Source organism: Bacillus sp. CR71 (assembly GCF_003429245.1).
Taxonomy (GTDB): Bacteria; Bacillota; Bacilli; order Bacillales; family Bacillaceae_G; genus Bacillus_A; species Bacillus_A thuringiensis_S.
The window spans coordinates 5,907,721-5,909,537 of the sequence record NZ_CP031748.1; the positions used below are offsets into that span (position 1 = coordinate 5,907,721).

Sequence of the window (1,817 nt, forward strand, 5' to 3'; positions counted from 1 at the left end):
TCCTTATAAGTTAACTGTTGATCTTTATATACCAACGCAACAGAATCTGGATTCTGAATTACTTGCTGTTCAAATAACTCTTGAATCACCACATCTTTTTGATAATTGCCCTCTATGTTAGTCCATTCATGTAATAATTGCTTTTCTTCGTTCTTAGTGAGTATTCTTAGATTCTCAATAGGTTCCTCCGGAAATTGTAAAATTTCATCTAGCCAAATTTCAAAAGATTGAGCCATTCTTTTTATTGTAGAAACCTTAAATAAGTCTGTATTATATTCAAAATCCACTTGTAATCCTGTTGGTATCTCTTCCATTGCTATAGTTATATCAAACTTTGCACCATTCATATGTCTAGGGATTTTTTCTACGCTATGATCTAATAATTTTGGTAACTCTTTTAATTGATTGTGAAAAACAAACATTGTCTGAAATAATGGAGAATAACTCATATCACGTTCTGGTTGTATAGCTTCTATAACTTTTTCAAAAGGAACGTCCTGGTTTTCTTGTGCATCTAACATTTTTTTCTTTATTTGTTGGACCAATTCTTTAAATGTTATATTATTTGAGCAATCTGCACGATAGACTACAGTATTTGCAAAGAATCCAATAAGATCTTCAACTCCTGGATAATTCCTATTTGCAATCGGGCTGCCTACTAAAATATCTTTTTGATTGGTATAACGAGAAAGAAACCCTTGATAACTTGCTAATAATGTGGCGAATAATGTAACGCCTTCCTTAGAATTGAATACTTTTATTTTTTCTAACAATTTATTGGGTATGACAATTTGATACGTATCTCCATTATAGCTTTGTATTATTGGACGAGGATAATCCAATGGGAGTTCCAATATAGGAAGTAAACCGCGTAATTCTTTCCCCCAATATGCTATTTGTTTTTGTATAATATCTTCTGTTAACCAACTTTTTTGCCATTTTGTAAAATCAATATACTGAACAGGTAAAGGGGGAAGCTTTTCAGTTTCGTTTTCTAAAAATGCCTGATAAAAACTCATCCATTCATTGATAAAGGTATCTAATGACCAGCGATCAAAAATAATATGATGGATGGTACAAAGAAGTACTAACTCTTTATTGTCCATTATTATTAAATGAGTACGTAATAAAGGTCCTTGGCTTAAATCAAATGGCTTTTTAGCTTCTATTTTTGATATATTTTCTATTTTAGATGTTTTATCTTCAGGAGAAAGATAACGCAAATCAATTACTGATAAGGGAACTGTTATATCTTGTTGAACAATTTGCACTGGTTTTCCGTCAACTTCATGAAATACTGTCCGTAGAATTTCATGGCGATGTATTATTGCATTATATCCTTTTTTTAACATCTCAATGTTCCATTTTCCTTTTAAACGCCATGCAATCGGGACATTGTAAAGCGCACTATTTGTTACAATTTTATCCATTATCCATAAACGCTGTTGAGCGAAAGATAATGGTTCGTATTGTTCACGTTTAACTGATTGTAATGGTGTAAAAACATCGATCTCCCCCGTTTTTCCCAATAAAAATGTTAAACGTTTTGAGAAATGTTTAATGGTAGGGTATTCAAATATATCACGTATTTGTACTAGAATCGAAAAATCAACACCTAAACGTGAAGTTATTTTAGTTGCTAGGAGAGAGTGTCCACCTAACTCAAAAAAATTATCGTTTATTCCAATGGCAGAGGAGTCAATCCCTAATACCTCTGACCAAATTTCTACCATTTTTTGATCTACTCTATTCCGAGGTGCTATATATCCCTCGTTCGTTTGTATAATAGAGGCCCATGCAGGTAAAGCATCTTTATC

General features: G+C 32.3%; 1 protein-coding gene. It reads right to left on the reverse strand.

The window, feature by feature from the left end:
• Nucleotides 1-1,733, reverse strand: a 1,733-nt coding sequence (locus DOS87_RS29830; protein ID WP_228490342.1) for a condensation domain-containing protein, incomplete at its 3' end; no start/stop codon positions are given.
• Nucleotides 1,734-1,817: the final 84 nt, after the last annotated feature.